Annotated in this window: 13 protein-coding genes; 3 read left to right on the top strand and 10 right to left on the bottom strand. The window is 63.0% G+C overall.

Going from position 1 to position 18,278, the window contains the following annotated elements:
* Window positions 1–24: 24 nt before the first annotated feature.
* The 4 genes from ACOJSI_RS05845 to argS all read right to left on the bottom strand — a co-directional run bounded on the left by ACOJSI_RS05845 (window position 25) and on the right by argS (window position 4,435).
* Window positions 25–753, bottom strand: coding sequence for a hypothetical protein (locus ACOJSI_RS05845; RefSeq protein ID WP_420137322.1), 729 nt, complete (start codon window positions 751–753; stop codon window positions 25–27).
* A gap of 82 nt (window positions 754–835) precedes the next feature.
* Entirely contained in the window at window positions 836–1,852 is a 1,017-nt protein-coding gene (gene nagZ / locus ACOJSI_RS05840) for a beta-N-acetylhexosaminidase (RefSeq protein WP_420137321.1), read from the bottom strand.
* On the bottom strand, window positions 1,852–2,703 hold the full coding sequence (locus tag ACOJSI_RS05835) for an SPOR domain-containing protein (protein ID WP_420137320.1): 852 nt from the start codon (window positions 2,701–2,703) through the stop codon (window positions 1,852–1,854). The genes nagZ and ACOJSI_RS05835 overlap by 1 nt, the downstream gene beginning before the upstream one ends.
* 4 nt (window positions 2,704–2,707) lie before the next feature.
* On the bottom strand, window positions 2,708–4,435 hold the full coding sequence (argS, locus tag ACOJSI_RS05830) for an arginine--tRNA ligase (RefSeq protein WP_420137319.1): 1,728 nt from the start codon (window positions 4,433–4,435) through the stop codon (window positions 2,708–2,710).
* A 517-nt stretch (window positions 4,436–4,952) separates the two neighbouring features.
* On the opposite strand from argS, the gene ACOJSI_RS05825 reads away from it, so the two are divergent.
* Window positions 4,953–9,896 (top strand): glycosyltransferase, encoded by a 4,944-nt coding sequence (locus ACOJSI_RS05825; protein ID WP_420137318.1) that lies wholly within the window; start codon window positions 4,953–4,955, stop codon window positions 9,894–9,896.
* 106 nt (window positions 9,897–10,002) lie between these two features.
* Here the strand turns inward: ACOJSI_RS05825 and ACOJSI_RS05820 are convergent, their stop codons facing one another.
* The 4 genes from ACOJSI_RS05820 to ACOJSI_RS05805 form a co-directional block, all read right to left on the bottom strand.
* Window positions 10,003–10,488, bottom strand: coding sequence for a hypothetical protein (locus ACOJSI_RS05820; protein ID WP_420137317.1), 486 nt, complete (start codon window positions 10,486–10,488; stop codon window positions 10,003–10,005).
* A gap of 535 nt (window positions 10,489–11,023) precedes the next feature.
* Complete coding sequence (locus ACOJSI_RS05815; RefSeq protein ID WP_420137316.1) at window positions 11,024–11,989, bottom strand: hypothetical protein; 966 nt, start codon at window positions 11,987–11,989, stop codon at window positions 11,024–11,026.
* Window positions 11,970–13,340 carry a radical SAM protein gene (locus ACOJSI_RS05810; protein ID WP_420137315.1) on the bottom strand — a complete coding sequence of 457 codons (1,371 nt, stop codon included), beginning with the start codon at window positions 13,338–13,340 and terminating at the stop codon, window positions 11,970–11,972. Before ACOJSI_RS05810 ends, ACOJSI_RS05815 begins: the two co-directional genes overlap by 20 nt.
* A 79-nt stretch (window positions 13,341–13,419) precedes the next feature.
* Complete coding sequence (locus ACOJSI_RS05805) at window positions 13,420–13,737, bottom strand: hypothetical protein (RefSeq protein ID WP_420137314.1); 318 nt, start codon at window positions 13,735–13,737, stop codon at window positions 13,420–13,422.
* Window positions 13,738–14,251: 514 nt separating this feature from the next.
* Here ACOJSI_RS05805 and ACOJSI_RS05800 point away from each other — a divergent pair.
* Window positions 14,252–14,665 carry a c-type cytochrome gene (locus tag ACOJSI_RS05800; protein WP_420137313.1) on the top strand — a complete coding sequence of 138 codons (414 nt, stop codon included), beginning with the start codon at window positions 14,252–14,254 and terminating at the stop codon, window positions 14,663–14,665.
* A gap of 143 nt (window positions 14,666–14,808) precedes the next feature.
* Here ACOJSI_RS05800 and ACOJSI_RS05795 read toward each other — a convergent pair whose 3' ends face one another.
* A complete protein-coding gene (locus ACOJSI_RS05795) occupies window positions 14,809–14,964 on the bottom strand; it encodes a hypothetical protein (RefSeq protein ID WP_420137312.1) in 156 nt (51 codons plus the stop codon).
* A gap of 86 nt (window positions 14,965–15,050) precedes the next feature.
* On the opposite strand from ACOJSI_RS05795, the gene ACOJSI_RS05790 reads away from it, so the two are divergent.
* Window positions 15,051–17,678, top strand: coding sequence for a glycoside hydrolase family 2 protein (locus ACOJSI_RS05790; RefSeq protein ID WP_420137311.1), 2,628 nt, complete (start codon window positions 15,051–15,053; stop codon window positions 17,676–17,678).
* Between the two features lie 79 nt (window positions 17,679–17,757).
* On the opposite strand, the gene ACOJSI_RS05785 is transcribed toward ACOJSI_RS05790, so the two are convergent.
* Window positions 17,758–18,278, bottom strand: a 521-nt coding sequence (locus tag ACOJSI_RS05785; RefSeq protein ID WP_420137310.1) for a hypothetical protein, incomplete at its 5' end; no start/stop codon positions are given.

Raw genomic sequence — 18,278 nt, 5'->3', positions numbered from 1 at the left:
TGTACCGGCAAGGTTGCGCCGGCGCTATCCGGCCGCGGGCGCGACGCTTTGGACGATCGCCTGCACCGGCGGCGCGAGCGCAACCAGCTTGTAGAGCGGATCGAGGATCACCGCTGCCGCGACGCCCCACAGATAGGCCGGATGGATGCGACGCCGCGTGATCAGATCGTGGATCGGTCCGGCCAGCATCAGGCCGATCAACGCCAGGACCGACAAGGACAGGATCATGTCCATCCCGAGCGCCCCGAGCGGGCGCAGGCGCGCAATGGCCGGCCAGCTCAACAGCACGGTGCCCGAGAGCAGCAGGCGCTTGTGCCAATCGCGGCGATGGCGCCACAGCAAGGCCCAGATGTAGCAGCCGACGAACAGGAGCATGTCGCACAGATCGGCGGCGAACATGGTCGCGTCGGTGAAGAAAGGAGGCGTGGCGCCGCGGCGGATGGCGAGCAGGTTGGTGGCAATGCCGAGCGGGACCATCAGCACGACCAGCGCGATGGAGGCATAGCCCAAGGTGCGGTGGAGCGGCAGCGATCGGCGCCGGACGAGCGCGGCCTGAAGCGCGAACAGGAGGATCCAGCTGGTCATCACCGCGCCGTGGAGATGCACCCAGATGGGCAGCCCCGGTGGGGCGAACCCGGCCCGTACGCTGGGGCCGAAGCCGGCCACCACGATCCCCGCCACCACCAGCGACATGGTTGCGAAGAAGGTCCACTCGCCGCGGCTGCGGCGTCCGTCGATTGCTTGATGAGTCATGCGCCCCCGCCGACACGTCTGAACGGAGTATCGCCGTTCAGACGGCGGCTGGCAATGCGGGTCGTTACGGCCCCGGAAAGGGCTAGGCCGCCTCCGCCAGCGCCAGCAACGCATCGCGCTTGGCGATGAGCGCCTCGAAGGGCGTGGCGTCGGCGGGGCTGGCGATGGTGGCCATGGCGGCGTCGAGGCGTTCGCGGGCGCGGGGCGCGATCTCCCCTACCCCGGCGGCGCAGGCCTGCATCTCGGCCATGTCGCCCGAGCAATGGAGGCCGATGTCGCAGCCGGCGGCGATCACGCCGGCGGTACGATCGGTGAAGCTGCCCTGGAGCGCATGCATGCCGAGATCGTCCGACATCAGCAGATTGTCGAAGCCGATGCGGCCGCGCACGATGTCGCGGATCACGGTGCGCGAGAGGCTGGCCGGACGATCCGCATCCCAGGCGGTGAAGACGACATGCGCGGTCATCGCCATCGGCGCGCCGTTGAGCGTCGCGAAGGGCCGGATGTCGCTTTCCAGTTCTTCGGCGGGCGCGGTGACCACCGGCAGCTCGACATGGCTGTCGGCAGTGGCGCGACCATGGCCGGGAACATGCTTGACCACGCCGACCACGCCACCCGCCTTGAGCCCATCCAGCGTGGCGCGGCCGAGCGCGGCGACGCGCAACGGATCGGTGCCGAGCGCGCGATCGCCAATGATGTCGTGCGCGCCGGGCTGGCGCACGTCCAGCAAGGGCAGGCAATCGACGTTGATCCCGACCTCGCGCAGCATCACGGCCAAGGCCTGCGCATTGGCGCGCATCGCCTCGATCGCGGAGATGGGCGCGACATCATAGAGGCGGTCGAACGCGGCGCCGGGCGGGAAGGCCGGCCATTCGGGCGGCTGCATCCGTGCGACCCGGCCGCCTTCCTGATCGATCAGGATCGGCACGTCATCGCGCCCCGCCAACGCGCGCAGATCGTCCGTCAGCGCCTTGAGCTGCGCGCGATCCACCACGTTGCGCTTGAACAGGATGAAGCCCGCTGGCGCGACATCGCGGAAGAAGGCGCGTTCGGCGTCGGTCAAGGCGGGGCCGGATAGGCCGAGGATGAGCGGCGTCATCAATCGACCACGTTGCAGGATTCGCCCGCGACCCGGAGCTGCGCGCACAATTTGCGCGCATCGCCGCCGCTGGCGCGCAGCCGATAGAGCGTATTATCCCCAACCTTGACCGGCGTGATCGACATGGTGAGCGGCGCCAGCGCGCCGAAGCGCGACGACAAGGTCTTCCACACCGCCCGCGCTTTGGCCTCGCTCGCGAGCGCGCCCAGCTGCACCGTCCCGCCGCCGCCTGACGAGGCAGCGGCCGCCGGTGCGGCAACGACCGGCGTGGGGGCTTTCGGCGTCACAGCCTTGGGCGGCGCCTTGACCACGGCGGCGGTGGCCACCGAGGGGGCCGGGGCGGGATGCGCCTGCGTCGGCGCAGGCTTCGCGACCGGCGGCCGGGCCGCGGCGGTCGGCGCCGGCACCGCACCCGGCGCAGCGCCGGACGGGGTCGGCACGGGCGTGGGCGTGAGGCTGGGATCGCTGCCCGCCCCCGTCACCGGCTGCTCCGGGATCTTGGAGAGATCGATCGGGCTGTCGATATCGTTGCCGGTGCCCATGCGTTCGGCGATCACGCCGCTTTCGTCGACGGCAAGGCCGCCGGGATTGGCGGGCTTTTCCTTATACGGCCCGGCCGGGGCATGGATGATCTGGCCGATATCGGCCTGGGAGGCGCGATGGCGCTGCCACAGCACGAAGGCGCCGAACAGGATGGCGACCGCGGCGATGCCGACGACGATCCAAAGCGCGAGCCGCCCGCCGCCGCCGGCCGGCTCCAGATAATCATCCTCGTCCTCGACCGGCTCCAGCCAGGGCAAGCGTTCATTGCCCATCCCTTCAGCGCCGAAGCCGCGCCGGATCTCCACCATCGCCCTACATCTCCTCCGCGGCGGCGACGCCCATCACGCCGAGCCCGTTGCGGATTACCTGCCCGATCGCATCGGCCAGCGCCAGCCGCGCGGCGGTGACAGGCGCATCTTCCACGACCAGGAAGCGGCGCGCCGGATCGTCATTGCCGCGATGCCACCGCGCATGGACAGCGGCCGCAAGATCATAGAGATAGAAAGCGATGCGGTGCGGCTCACGGGCGTTGGCGGCGCTTTCGATCACGCGCGGGAATTGGGCGGCGAGCTTGACCAGCGCCAGCTCCTCCGCGTCCAGCAGCGCCAGATCGGCCGGCTGCGGCAGCGCGATCCCCGCCTCGGCCGCGCGGCGGTGGAGCGAGGCGATGCGGGCATGGGCATATTGGACGTAGAAGACGGGGTTGTCCTTCGACGCCTCCACCACCTTGGCGAAATCGAAATCCATCTGCGCATCGGCCTTGCGCGCGAGCATGGTGAAGCGGACGACATCCTTGCCGACTTCCTCGACCATGTCGGCGATGGTGATGAACTTGCCCGAGCGCTTGGACATCTTGACCGGCTCGCCCGCGCGCATCAGGCGGACCATCTGCACCAGCTTCACGTCGAACGGCTTTTCGCCATGGGTCAGCGCCTTCACCGCCGCCTGGATGCGCTTGACCGTGCCGGCATGGTCCGCGCCCCAGATGTCGATCAGCATGTCGGCGCTTTCCGCCTTCTGCGCATGGTAAGCGAGATCGGTGCCGAAGTAGGTGAGGCCGCCATCGGCCTTGCGCACGGGGCGATCCTGATCGTCGCCGAACTGGGTCGAGCGGAACAGGGTCATCTCGGTCGGCTCCCAATCGTCGGGGAGCTCGCCCTTGGGTGCCTCCAGCACGCCTTCGTAGATCAGCCCTTCGGCACGGAGCTGGGCGAACGCAGCATCGACGCGGCCGGCATCCTGGACCGCAGCTTCGGACGCGAACACGTCATGATGGATGCCGAGCAGAGCGAGATCGGCGCGGATCATGTCCATCATCGCGGCGACCGCCTTGGTCCGGAACAGATCGAGCCATTCGCGTTCCGGCTTGCCGACATAGGCATTGCCGAACTCGGCGGCGAGCGCCTGACCGATCGGGATCAGATAGTCGCCGGGATAGAAGCCCTCCGGTATCTCGACCGTCTCGCCCAGCGCCTCGCGATAGCGCAGATGCGCGGAGCGGCCGAGCGTCTGCACCTGGGCGCCAGCATCGTTGATATAATATTCGCGGATGACGCGATGCCCGGCATATTCGAGCAGGGTGGCGAGCGCGTCGCCGACGATCGCGCCGCGGGCATGGCCCATGTGCATCGGCCCGGTCGGGTTGGCGGAGACATATTCGACGTTGACGGTGGTGCCCTGCCCCATCGCCGAGCGGCCATAATCGGCGCCCTCGCCGAGGATGTTGGTGAGCTCGTCCCGCCAGGTGCCGTCCGACAGGCGGACGTTGAGGAAGCCGGGGCCGGCGATGGCGACCGAGGTGACGTAATCGAGCGCGGCGAGCTTTGGCTCGATCAGGTCGGCGAGCGCGCGCGGATTGGTGCCGGCGGGCTTGGCCAGGACCATCGCGGCGTTGGTGGCGAGATCCCCATGCGCGGGATCGCGCGGCGGCTCGACCGTGACGTTGCGGCGATCGAGCCCCGACGGCAGCGCGCCCTCCCCTTCCAGCGCGGTGAGCGCGGCGGCGAGATCGGCGGCGAAACGGGCGTGAAGCGTCGGCAAGGTTCATGGTCCGGTAATAAGAGAAGGCGCGCTGTTAGCGGATCGATAAGCATGCGTCACGTGCGAGGGTGTGGCGGGTTGCGGAGGGACGCGGTGGGGGCCGGCGCCGGAGGGGAAAAACGAAAAAACACCAGAAACGAACTTGATGATTTGGGGCGGAGCGAACGGTTCGGCCGCGCTAGCGGGACGAACAAAGGCTATAAATGGACGGGATTACCGTCCGAAGTCGTCGCCATCGTACGCTCAGCACGTACATTTGTCAATCTGGGCTGCTGCGCGTGTCTGACATTGGATTGGTAGCCGCTAGGGACTTTACATCGTTCTCGACGGCTTCCGTCAGTCTCTATGTCGACTATTAAACGCTCGCGGGACGGCCAGCAATCTACCTTGCACTCTTCAGAACCACGGGAGGAGAGTGCGCCTTAGATCTGTCGCCCGGTTTGCACTATCTCCACAAGCGTGTTTGAAAGTGCGTCCTTTTCGCAAGTCGCCATAGCATGATGGAAGCTCCAAGAGAATGATCGCTCCTTTTTACTCTTGGGCACGTCGTTGGGCTTTATTGCGCACCGCGTGCACCGACGAAGCTGACAACAGAACAACCGTTGCAACACAGGACCTGCTCCGCAGCCGCTGTACCATCATGCTCGGTCTTCCCGGAATGGGCAAAACGTCCGAGATGCAAGTTCTTCGGCAACTCGCTGTCGACCGTGGCATTGCCACCGACTTCATCACGCTCAGCTCTATTGTTTCGGCAGAGCAACTCGAAACGCAGCTGCTTACAAGCAATGGAGTACAGGCATGGCTCGGCGGGGGCGCGTGGAGCATTCTTCTTGATGGGCTCGACGAAGCGATCATCGATGCCGATAAAATTATGGGAGCAGTCGACAGCGTCATCCGCAAGGTTCAGGCAAGGGCCGCAACATACGTTTATGGCAATCCTGCTCATGCGGACGCACTCACCTTGCGTATAAGTTGCCGCGCCGCGGAATGGTCGCACGCATTCGAGTCGAACTTAGGGGGGCTGTTCGAGGGCAGCTTGGACGTCGTCGAGCTTGCGGAACTTGAGTGGCAAGACGCGTTAAACGCCGGCGCGGCGACGGGCTTGAGTGCCTCGGCTTGGGAGAACGCGCTCGATCAGCTCGACAATGCGGGCGCCGACGCCTTGATCCGGAGACCCATCACACTCAAAATCCTACTGAACATTTTTCAGCAGACAGGCGAACTCCCGCGCCAGCAGGTTCCTCTTTACCGACGTGGCGTCCAAGCTTTCTTGGAAGAAGCCAACGTCCTGGGCCGCCAGACCCATTCGGTAAGCCACCTCGATACCAACGAACGTATGCTAGTCGCCGGCCGGATTGCCGCAGCGACGATCTTTGCCAACACCACAACCATTAGCATCACCGCACTTGCCGAAATTTCTAATGCTGAGGCCGTGCCGATCGCAGATCTCGCAGGGGGAGCCGAGTCCCTTTTAGGTGAAGCCTTTCGAGTTGGTGAAGGTGATATCATCGAAATCCTTCGTACAGCTCTTTTTAGGCCGCTGACCGAATCGCTGTTTCAATGGTCACACCGCACCTTCGCGGAGTTCTTAGCAGCACAATATCTTGTTGAGCGCGGACTTTCGACCGGCCAGCTACTTGAGTTCCTCGGCCGCGCCGCCGAGCCGCAAGGTATTATTCCGCCGCCACTCTACGAGGTCGCCTCTTGGATCGCGAGCATGCGCGAAGACTTCTTCGAAGCCCTCATCGTACGACAACCCGCTATCCTCCTGCGAAGCGACGTCACGGGCGCGACAGATATAAGTAAAGCTCGCTTGGTCGCCCACCTGCTCACGGAGTTCAACCAAGGCAGGCTCTTCGATGACGACTCAAGCCTGCGTCGGCAGTTTTCAAAGCTCTCCCATCCGGGGCTCGCCGATCAGTTGAGACCCTTCATCATTGACCGCCAGTATTCATTTATGGCGCGCCGGATTGCGATACAGATCGCAGCCGCCTGCAAGACAACCGTACTTGCATCCGACTTGATCGATTGCTCCCTCGACCCCAGCGAAGAGACGCACATCCGGGTGCAGGCCCTCGCCGCGGCCCACGAGCTCGCCACACCGGAGCAGCGAGGCAAGCTAAGGCCGTTAGTGTCCCCCGGCGATGCCGCGGACGAAGATGACGAGCTGCGGGGCTGGGCGCTGGCCTCTCTATGGCCGGGGCTCATCACCTTCGAAGAGCTGCTCGAAGCACTGACGCAGCGCAAGAGGGACAATTTTCTTGGCCAGTATTGGCGCTTTCGCCGCGACTTAAGCTTGGCACTTTCCCCTGTCGATGCAGTCAAAGCAGTGGCTTGGGTTCAGTCGCGCGCGCCTGTGCTCGATAGCGAGCACGATTCAGGCGAAGAGGAGCTTTTGACCAACCTAATGACCGCAGCGTGGGAGCAAAGCGGCGACGATCGCGTTCGCGATGCCTTTGCAGACTTCGCACTCGGCGCAAGTAAGGCCAACTTCACCGGCCTAATTTACACTCCGCGCTTCTCTGCGTTTATACAAGATTACATTAGCGGGCCGGCCGAGAAGCGCTATCATCTCGCCTCGGAGGTTTTTCGTCGACTCACCGCAGAAGGAAAGTCTGCCCGCCTTTCTATCAATGGGCGCTGGCCGCTCTTGGTACCAAGCGACGTGCCGTGGTTGCTCGCACAGCTTGGGAATAAAGAGAAGGCTGTCGAAGAAACCGCATTTATTGATGCGATCATCTCGCTGCTGCACGCAGGTGGGATCGCCGATCGCGCCGATGTCTGGGAGACCGCTGAAGCGCATCCCAGGTTGGCCGCAGCGCTCGTTGCCGGGTTCACGACGCAACTCGACGACGACATCTCGCAATATCTGCGCCAAGAAAGCGCTGGGCGGATTGCGCGCGCACAAGCAGCCGACCAAGCCTCTGCTTTTAATCGCGCGGATGCGGTGAGCAGGCGCCTCGCCCGCGCTGCCGAACATATCGAAGAATGGTGGACCTATAATCTGCTGTTTTTTACCGACGATCTGGGGCGTTTGAGCGGTGACGAATTCGCGATGGACCTCGCCGCCCAGCCCATGTGGAGCACGCTAAGAGAGGAAGAACAAGCCGCCTCGCTAAACTGGGCGGAAGCCTATTTGCGAAATGACGCGCCGATCTCTTGCAGCTGGGTGGGAACCAATACCTTCCATCGGCCTGCTGCGGCTGCCTACCGTGCCCTTCGGCTCCTCCGCTCCGAACGGCCTCAGCAAGTTCTAAAATTGCCCGAAACAGTATGGTCGCGCTGGGCGCACGCCATCCTAGCGGTGTCAGCAAACGAGGATTCCGCAGAACGAGGCATTCGGACCGAGCTCGCTGTCTCGGCCTATAGGCACGCGCCGCGCGCCGTCCTAATGACGTTATTGCGGCTTTTGTTCCGGGCTGAGGACGGCGCAGCGGGGCGGCACGCCCTTGAGCGTGTAGGCCACGCCTATGATGATCAGCTCGGCGATTTGCTTTGGCGCGTGGCCCAGCGAAAAAAATTAGCGCCGGCAATCCGAGTTGAAGTTATCAGCTACTTGCTCGGTCGTGAGCACGCCCGCGCCTGCGAAACGCTCGCCTGGGAACTACAGGGAGGGGGAACCGGAGACGCGCTCAATCTCGGCAAAGACGATTTTGTAAAGCTTGCTGCCGCGTTTCTTTATCAATTTCCCGAATCAGGGTGGGAAAGACTGCAAAAGCTCGAAAATCGAGAGCTTGCGCGAAGCATTTTTCTCGCCGCACACGCCTCACATGGGCTCGGCTGGTTTCCACTCGATCGGATAAGTGATGCAAAACTGAGTGAAATTTACCTCTGGATAGAAACAGAATTTCCGCCTCCTTCCGAGGAAAAGAACGGATGGGTTACCCTTGAGGATCAAGTTCAATTCACCCGGCGCGCGGCGCTGAACCAGCTTGTACAACGCGGCACTTCAACCTCCGTTGAAGCCGTCCGCCAAATTGTGGCTAAACTTCCCGAGCAGTTTTGGCTTAAGAATCGCCTCGTCGAGGCAGAGCGCATTTACCAGACGCAGAGCTGGCGCTGGGACACTCCTGCCAGCATCCTACGCCAGATCGCATCATATGGCACAGCGCTGCCATTGCGCAGCACGAAGCAAGAGCTCAACAACGCCGCGCAAAAGGTGCTAAAGGGTCTCGTTCCCGATGAGCAGCCCACGTTGCTGAACCCCGCGCCGAGCATCGTACCTGCGGAGGTAGTGCGGGAAAACGAGCTGAAAATACTATCGGTAGCTACGGAGTGGAGCTCGGCGCATGGCGGTCTCTCCACGCTCAACAGAGACCTTTGCATTGCCCTAGCGGCCGAAGGGCACCGCGTTGCCTGTCTAGTGATAGACGCAAATAACGAGGAAGAGCAGGACGCTGCGGCTCGTGGGATCACTTTACTCAAAAGCGGCGACGATGCCGGTGTCGAAGATGTCGCGCGGCTATTTCTCGCGCCTTTTTCGACACTTACAAAGCTCGGGGTCGACCTTGTTATCGGGCATGATCACATCACCGGACCGGCGGCACATCATATCGCCCGCCGGCTCTTAAATGTACCGTACGTGCATTTTGTCCACACCATCCCAGAAGAAATTGAGGCCTATAAGTCGCCCTACCTGCATCAAAGTCTCGCTCGCGGCGCCGACAAGGGCCAAGTCCAGTTAAAACAGTGTAAGGGGGCCAATCTTATCGTAGCAGTAGGGCCGCGTATCTTTGCTGACATTCAGGGAAAGATGGGGGCGACGCCCCGCGTAATTCAGCTAAACCCAGGCCTCTCCGCCGAGCTACTCGATTTCAAACATAATCCGCCCGAGACTTCGGTCGTCATTCTTTTTCAAGGACGTATGGAGCATGCCGAGCTCAAAGGGGCCAAATTAGCCTATCAAGCGACAAAGCTTTTCAGGGCAGATCCATCAATCAAGCCATATCAGGAGCCCAGCTTAATCATCCGCGGTGTTACGCCTCAGGAACTCGAAAATAGTATTTCGATTTTTGACGACGAAGCGGCCGTAAAATCTTTCGTGAAGACGCGTTTCTACTCGGTTGACAAAGAGGTTCTGTCAGCAGATCTATCTTCAGCATCGCTTGTGCTAATGCCCTCCAAGACTGAGGGCTTCGGGCTGGTTGCCTTGGAGGCCATTGCGGCTGGTATTCCCGTCCTTATCTCCTCCCGAAGCGGGATTGCTCAGCTTCTAAAGCTGGATCCGGCGATCCAGTCCGGAACAGATTGCGCAACTATCGATGCTTCAATCTGTGATGTTGAGGGTCCACCCGATCAGGTCGCCGCCTCTTGGTGTAACCAGATAAAGGCTATTCTTTGTAACCGCGATTTCGCTTTCGATCGCGCTCGAAAACTCCGGCAGAATCTTTCTATGATACTTACTTGGCCTGCCGCAGCAAAGGGATTGATTGTGGAATTTGAAAAACTATTGGGTCGCTAGGGTCGAACGATGGCCGCTAGCTTACTTCCACCGTCTAGCGAGGACGGTAGCGTTCGGCGCTGCCGCCCGCCGCGATAGCGATCCTGCGTCAGTAAGAGCAGAAGCTCTACCTCGCCGGCCCGACCGGCATGAAGCCGGTGATGGCGAGGACCCGGCCCTGCGGATCGACTGCGACGCCGACCATGGCGGTGCCGTTGTCGAACGTCGCGACGTACATGTCCGCGCCCATCATCACATCGCGGAAGGTCAGCGACTTGAGGACGCCGTAGCGCGCGCGCTGTTCGAGGACGAAGGGCAGCGAGCGATGCGCCATTTCGACCGCGTCGGGCGCGAACAGGGCGTCGTCGATCTTGCCGGTCGCATACATGGCGATGACGCGTTTCAGGGCGGCGTCGCTACCGGCGAGCGGCGTGGTGCGCGGGGCGAAGGTCTGCTGGCGGGAGGCGGCGGCGATGTCGGCGACGGGGGGCTGGCCGAGCGCCTTCAGCGCGGCGGCGAGCGCTTCGGCGGCGGGAACCTTGATGTCGGGTTCGACGCCCGTGCCTTCCCAATTGGTTTTCGTGATCGGGCTTTCGGGGCGGCCGCCGGGCATGGTGACCAGGAAGCCCTGCCCCAGGCTAACCGCAGAAGTTTCGGGGACACTATATTTATTTCCTACCGCACCAAAACGCTACGCACATCTTCGAGAGCGCCCCCCGCCCGCGATTTGTATAGTGTCCCCGAAATTTAAAATGCTTTGTCGGCCGATCCACCGTGATCTTCGGCCGACCAGCTTATGCCGCGCGGGATGCAGTATCGTGTGATGAGCCGTCGCGTGATCAGCAACCAGGCGCACTCGTTCCAGAACCATCGCGGTATCGCGGCTAATCCGTCGCGCTGCCAGCAGCGTAGCAGGCGCTGTATTCTAGGAGTCCTAAGCAGCAAAACCACGTCCATCCTGGTGAGAAACGTAATGACCTCACGGTCGGGCCCTTGTGGAATGCCTTCAAACAACGTCGTGGCTATAGAATTGTCCGGATCGACAGATGGTAACGTTGCACAAGCGTCGAGATGGACGACTGCATAAGCGGCTAAGTTGCGGGCAAGCGTGGTCTTCCCAGCACCCGACGGCCCGGTCAGAAGAACGTTCAAGTTGCCCTGTCGGCTGTTCGCCAACGGTCTTGCAGGGTGTTCCAAAGCCGCCATTGTTCAGGGGCGCGGCAGATCAGCGCTTCGGTAATCCGACCCATGGCTTTCGCGAGCGACATCATGTCGCACAACCCGAGGTCCGAGGCAGTAAAGCCGGGAAAAACACGAACGAAATATCGACGGGCCGGTGCATCGACCTGCCGTTCGTACGAAATCGGAAGTATCGTCGCGCGGCTGCGCAGCGCTAGCGCGACGAGTGCGCGTGCGATCGGCACGGCATCGCCAAACAACGGGCTAGCCAGGGTGGGTACGCCTTCGAATACGTAGTCGTTGGCAACGAGGACACATTGCCCCCGAAGCAGCAGGTCGCGGGCATGGCGGCAACCTATGGTAGAGGCGGGAAGCGCCCGGACGCGACCGTCTCTCGTCAGATTGACTGGCGTGCGCACACCGGGCGAGTGCTGAACGACCCCGATCTCGAATGCTTCCAGCGCCGGGTGAAAGATCAGTGGCCCAGGGTGACCCTGATTGATGCCCAGGAGCAAGAGTCCGGAACCGTTACCGCGATATGTGGCTAGCAAGTCGAAGCCGTCGGCTGCCACTTCCATACTGCGCGCATCATCGCGATAGCGCGCCATCGCGGGTTCGTCCGCCGCCGCCATGAACAGCAGGCTGACATGATCTTTGAGGAAGCGCTCGCGATCCGTGCGTAGCCACCACGCATCGAGACCTCGCGTATTGGCGCGCAATTCGCTCGCATAATGGCCCGCGTCATCAACGAACGCCTGGGCGCCTAAATCGTGCAATTCGGCTGTTACACTTTGGTCGCCGATGCGGGCCGCTTCCGACTGCCAAGCCCGGTCGTTCATCCAGCCCGCTACGATCCCGGGAATGTCGACGTTGCCGCGGGCCGATCTCCCAGTAGCCAAATCACGCGAAAAGCGTTCACGGATGAAGGCGGGCATATAGTTCGAGTCCGTCGGAACGCGCGAGACGACGAAATATTTCGGGGAACAGCGCAAGGGCGAGGGCGCATTCGGTGTCGTCGATGGCGTCGAGAGCACCAGCCTTGGCGAGGCACGTTCCACCACAATAAGCGCGCACATCGCAGCTGGCGCATGGCCGCAAGCTGTTCTGCGTACGGGACCGGATCGCGTCTGCCGCTTCTGAAGCGCGAGCCGCGGCCAGCCCTCCGCCATCTATCCGCCCCAACGTCAGCTTGGGTATCTTGAGGCAGTCGCATGCCTCGATCGATCCGTCGGCCGCGATCGAGATAAGTTCGCGCGCGGCACCGCAACCGCCGCCACGCATGCAAATATTGTTGCGCGCATACGTCAACACATTGTGAACATAGTGGAGGACTGGCGACACGCGGATGTCGTCGTAATCACCGCGATCCACCCGATCGAGCATTGCCAGCCAGGCGGAAACGACACGATCGACCGTCGGTGCCATGGCGTTGTCCGCCTGAGAGCCGCGCCCCGCCTCTTGGAACAGCGTCGCATCCCAAGATCGGATTCCAAGGGAGCGGACATAGTCGATGATGTCGGCGAGTCGATCCACATTGCTGGCGGTGACGGTGGTGAGGGCACCGATCTTGGGCAAAAGCTCCGGGTGAGCGGCAAGCGCCTCCTCGATCCGTTTGCTGCTACCCCGGCGGCGATGATCGATGCGGTACATATCATTGAGTTCGGGCGGCCCGTCGATCGAAAGCCCTATGCGAACATCCTCATCGAGCAGCAACGAAACGACCTCATCGGTAAACCGCGTACCGTTCGTCTGAATCGAAAAACTTACCTTGCGCCCCAGCGCCGCAGCACGGGTCCGCGCAAATGCGGTCAACCGCGTTACGGCCTTGAACGCCAGCAACGGCTCCCCGCCATGGAAGAGAAGCTGCAGCCCGTCTTCGGACAAACTCAACGCCTGCTCAATCGCCAGCTCGGCATCTTCGACCGAGAGTCGCGCCGTGTAACTCTCGCTGTTGAAATCGTAGCAATAGGTACAAGCCAGATTGCAGTATCCGACTAATTTCAGAATGAGCATTCGGACGGGGCCGGCGTTCTTCGTTTCATGTACCGGTCGTGAGCCCCGTTCTCGCAACAGGCCCGCTTTGGCAAAAGGTGCCAGGATCGGGTCGTCGAGATCGCAGATACGGTCGAGCCGGCCCAGATTGATGGCATTTGCGAGTGTTGCGACGCGCGCACGATCGCCTTCCCTGATCATCACCCACGCCCCGCTGGGAACGTGGTGTACCAGCAGCCGCTCGCGCGGAAGCGGCGTAAATTTCAGCGGTTGCGCAAAACTCAAGGCCGACACATCGCATCCCTTCGGCAAAGACCGCGCGGCCGGCGCTAGCGCTCGCGCGCGGCTGAGAATGAGGGTCGCTCGTCGCGCGCTAACGCGGCTTAGCTTGCCTGGACAACTTTAGATCGACCGGATTGACGAACGGCTCGTCGGTCAAGAGCGGCCCGCTCCTGCGCCAAACCGTTTTCGTCCAGGCGACATCTCCGGCATCTCGGCCAGCAGCCTTGATGATCCCGCCCTTCAACACGATGTCGGCAAGGCTGGCATTGGCTCGATCATCACGAATGATCGCCGACAGGATTGCGTCAAGGCCGGAATGATCGAGACGCTCGGCCGATTTCGCATCGTGGTCGGGTAGATGCACCGTCAGCGTCTTGGCTGCTTTTTGAGGATCTTTACGGACAGCCATGTTCAATTCCTTTCAATTACTGAGAGGCTATCAAACGGACTTCGCAAATTAATAAGATTAGTAGAATACTATCTTTACAATCATCACAGCGAATCAGCTATTTTCACATATTACGATAAAGTAACCTGATGAATCAGAGTTCATCACTGATTCTCTACACACGCGATTCTATTACATTATCAAAGATCGCATTACATATCTTATGCACTTAGATCCGAAATGGAGAAGACCGTTAAGCCGCTGCACGGCTGATCGAGCTACGGCTGCGATCATAACCTTTAATGGCCAGATCAGCTCGGCAACGTTGTTTTGCTTATTAAGGGCGGTCACCAGCCCCGAATTAGTATAGTGTCCCCGAATTATAGGCTTTAGCGATATTTGACGCCGATTAAGCGCCGCGTCGGCGCTTGCGGCCTCGCCCAGCCAAGCCGGGCTTGAACAGCAGGCCGTGGCCTTGTCGGGCGAGATATACGAAGATGAGAGGATGGTTCAGCGTTCGCCGCGCATGGCTTACATGCTTCTCTTGCTTGTCATGGCGTCTTCCTGCTCGGCCGGCGACAAAGAGGCGCGGCGGCGCGCGGCCGGGAGCAACCCGACGCGGGCGGCGCTCGCGCGGGTTGCCGACGCCTCCCATGGCCGATCCATTTTCAGCCGCTGTGCCGCGTGCCATACGATCGGCAAGGGCGCGCCCGATGCCGCAGGCCCCAATCTGTACGGCATCATGGGGAGCCCGGTAGCCCATAACAGCAGTCGATTTGGCTATACCGACGCCCTCCGACGGGCTGGGGGCGTCTGGACAGAGGACCGGATGGATCGCTGGCTGACGAGCCCGCAGCGCTTTGTGCCGGGTACTTCCATGGGGTTTCCGGGCCTGGCAGACCCGCTGGATCGGGCCGATCTGGTGGCGTACCTCAAGACGCAGGGCTAGCGCCTCGCCATTAGTGAACGCGCGAAGGGAGTCGGCGGGGCGGGCTGGCCGAAGGTCGTGTTCTGAGCCGTCGCGACGATCTCGGCGGCGCTTCTTCGCAAATCCGTGCCAGCCTTTTGGTAATTAGGCGTAGGACGTTGTGATCAGCGCGCAAGGCGGCAATCGGCTCGGTTGCGTCCTTCGCACTCGCGCTGCTGTCGTTCCCTCAATTCCGCGCCGGGATCGGCCGCCGCCAGCACAGTCAGTTCAGCATCGTGATCGCTGGATGCGTTATCAACCGCGCCCATCACGTATTTCATCCAAGGAAAAGTCTTTTGAAATATGAAAACGGGATTAGGTTAACGCGCAACCAAGCCAACGTTGTATACGTCAGGGGAGAGCATTTGTGGCGACAATCGGCGGGATGCGGACGGCGTGCGCGACGGTGGCGCTTGCCCTGCTGCCTCTCACCTCGGCGGCCTTGGCGACGCCGGCGGGCACGGTGATGCCTGCGACGCCAGCGGAGCGATCGCGCGTCAACTTCAATGCCGATTGGCGGTTCAAGCTGGGCACGGCGGAGGGTGCGGAGGCGCCGGGGTTCGATGATGGCGGGTGGGAGCGGGTCGGGCTGCCGCACAGCTTTTCTATGCCCTATTTCCGGGCGGCGGATTTCTACGTGGGCGATGGCTGGTACCGGAAGAGCTTCACCCTGCCGGCGATCGTGCCGGGCAAGCGTTATGCGCTGGAGTTCGAGGGCGCGTTCCAGGATGCGCGCATCTATGTGAACGGCGTCGCGCTGGCGCGCCATCGCGGCGGCTATACCGGCTTTCCGGTCGACATCACCAAGGCGATCCGCGCCGGGCGCAACGTCGTCGCGGTGAAGGTCAACAATGAATGGCAGGCGACGCTGGCGCCGCGCGCGGGCGAGCATGTGTTCAGCGGTGGGCTGTATCGCGACGTGTGGCTCGTCACCTCCGACGACGTGCATGTGCCGTGGACCGGCACGCGGGTGACGACGCCCGATCTGTCGGCCGCATCGGGCAAGGTCGCGGTGGAGACCGAGGTGCGCAACGACGGCGCGGCGCCGGCCGAGGTGGTGGTGCAGACGCAGGTGGTGGACGCGGCGGGCCGGGTGGTGGCGACTTTGCCCGAGGCGCGGGTGGACGTTGGCCCCGGCGCGACGGTGATCGCCCAGCAAGTGTCGGCGCCGATCGCGCGGCCGCGGCTGTGGACCCCGGAGACGCCGGCGCTGTATCGCACGGTCAGCACGCTGCGCGTCGGCGGGCGGGCGCGCGACCGGTTTGAGACGGAGTTCGGCTTCCGCTGGTTCGCATGGACGGCGGATCGCGGCTTCTTCCTGAACGGCCAGCATCGCTATTTCCGGGGCGCGAACGTCCACCAGGACCAGGCCGGCTGGGGCGACGCGGTGACCAACCGCGCGATCGAACGCGACGTGCGGATGATCAAGGATGCGGGCTTCGACTTCATCCGCGGATCGCATTACCCACACGACCCGCATTTCGCGGAGACGACCGACCGGCTGGGCGTGCTGTTCCTGTCCGAGGCGCCGTTCTGGGGCACGGCGGGGTTCAAGCATGCGTGGGGCGCGCCCGCCTACCCCACCGAAGCCGCCGATCGTCCGGCGTTCGAGGCGAGCGTCAAGCAGCAGCTGGCGGAGATGATCCGGATCAACCGCAACCACCCGTCGATCGTGGTGTGGGGGATGGATAATGAGGTGTTCTTCACCAAGAAGGAGACGTTGCCGGAGGTGCGGCGGCTGCTGAAGGAGATGGTCGCGCTGAGCCATGCGCTCGACCCGAGCCGGCCAGCGTCGATCGACGGAGCGCAGCGCGGCGAGATCGACAAGCTTGGCGACATTGCCGGGCAGAATGGCGACGGCGCGAGCCTGTTTCCCGATCCGGGCATACCAAGCTTCGTCGCGGAATATGGATCCAACATGGAGGACCGGCCCGGCACCTATGCCCCCGGCTGGGGCGACTTGCCGATGACGCCGGGCGCGGACAAGGACAAAGAAGGATCGTGGCGGCTGCCGTGGCGCGCTGGCGAGGCGATCTGGGCCGGGTTCGATCACGGATCGGTCGCGGGAAAGAGGTTCGGCGGCATGGGGATGATCGATTATTTCCGGCTGCCGAAGCGGCAATATTATTGGTACCGCAACGCCTATGCGAAGACGCCGCCGCCACCATGGCCGGTCGCGGGCACCCCCGCCGCGCTCCGCATCGCCACCAGCAGCCCGACGATCGCGCGCGCCGACGGCACCGACGACGTGCAGGTGGTGGTGAGCGTGGTCGACGCGAGCGGCCGGCGGCTGAGCAACAGCCCGCCGGTGCGGCTGGCGATCGCGGCGGGGCCGGGCGAATTCCCGACGGGCCGCGCGATCGACTTCGCGCCCAATAGCGACATCGCGATCCGCGACGGTGCGGCGGCGATCGCGATGCGCAGCTGGCAGGCGGGCACGACCCGGCTGCGCGCGACATCGCCGGGGCTGAAGGACGGCGTGATCGAGGTGCGCACGCTGAGGGGCCCGCGCTTCGTGGCGGGCAGGACGCCGCTCGCCGCCGATCGCCCCTACGTGCCGTTCGTGAAGCCGTTGCGCGAGCATGAGGGCGATGGCAGTTTCGGGACGAACAACCCGACCTTCGCCAGCAGCAATGCGGCGGAGCATAGTTCGCGGCTGGTCAATGACGGCAATCCCGACAGCTATTGGGCGCCGGCAGCGGGCGATGCGACGATGGGCGTGACGGTGGACCTGGAGCGCGTGGTCGAGGTGCACCGGCTGACGCTGACCTTCCCGCAGGAAGCGCCCTATGGCTTCATCGCCGAGGTGGACGACGGCAAGGGCGGCTGGCGGACTTTGGTCGAGCAGATCGAGGGCCAGGACACGCGGCGCGTGCGCACGCTGGAGACGGAGAGCATCGCCGGGCGCACCGTGCGTGTGCGGCTGCGTCCGACCGCAGGCGCGCCGAACGGGCTGGCGGAGATCGTGGTGACCGGGGCGATGAAGACGGAGTGATTCCCGGCCGTGGCGGCGCGGCACCGGCATCTCGCGCGGACGAATAGCTGCTCGCGAAATGCCGTCACCGCAGGTATCGTCACCGCTCGATGCAAATCGTCTTGGCCGGATAGTCGAAGGTGATCGCGCCGGACTTCCACAACGGAACGCCGAGAGACCCGTCGAACAGACCGATTTCGAACGCTTTCACTCCAGAGGACAGCGCCGCCTCGACGCCGGTGATGGCGGTTCCGCCAAGGCGCAATTCGGCGATGGGCGCGACGCTGCCCTGCACCTGGCCGCCGGTGCCATGGCCGACCTGCTGGAGCTTGCCCGCAGCGAACAGCTTCTTGCCCACCTCGCTGCGCAGGAAGGGGCCGCCGATCATCAAGGCCTGGTGCCGCGTGCCGAGATCGACGACGAGCTTGAGCTTGACCGGATCCGCCGTCGGCGTCGGCCTGATCTCGGCTTCCACCATCGGGATGTCGGAGACGATAGTGAGCGGGATCGGCGCGGCGCATCGGCCGAAGCTGCCGCTGGGCCCGAAGCTGATCAATGCGCGCCGGTAATCGACCCGCACCGCGCCATATTTGAAGGCGGGGGCACCGATCAGGACCTCGA

Source organism: Sphingomonas sp. (genome assembly GCF_048595155.1).
GTDB lineage: Bacteria > Pseudomonadota > Alphaproteobacteria > Sphingomonadales > Sphingomonadaceae > Sphingomonas_I.
Note: the sequence above shows the minus strand (reverse complement) of the source record. Positions and strands in the feature narration are given on the sequence as shown.